The 255-nt window shown below is 45.9% G+C and carries 1 protein-coding gene; it reads right to left on the bottom strand.

Annotated features, from left to right (window positions below; all coding sequences use genetic code 11):
* Positions 1–255, bottom strand: a 255-nt coding sequence (locus P0G09_RS21000; protein WP_275253634.1) for a hypothetical protein, incomplete at both ends; no start/stop codon positions are given.

Genomic DNA, 255 nt, shown 5'->3' with positions numbered 1-255 from the left:
AAATTTTGCGTGTTCGACTTTGAGCCACTCGGCGGCTTCTCTGTCTGCAACTTCTTTTTTCAGATTTTCCAGATAAGATTCTGCCTGCTTCTCGTTAGAAAACTGTGGAACGGCGTGATTGGTTTCATAGTAGTCATCATAAAGATCATCCCAGATAGCAAAAAGCGGCATTTTACCGTCAACGACTTTTCGGACAGAGAAACGTTCGTATTCAGGCACTTCGGATTCCTTGGCGATGGCTTCTGCCTGCGCCAG

Source organism: Faecalibacterium sp. DFI.5.82 (genome assembly GCF_029076575.1).
Lineage (GTDB): Bacteria > Bacillota > Clostridia > Oscillospirales > Ruminococcaceae > Faecalibacterium > Faecalibacterium duncaniae.
Note: the sequence above shows the minus strand (reverse complement) of the source record. Positions and strands in the feature narration are given on the sequence as shown.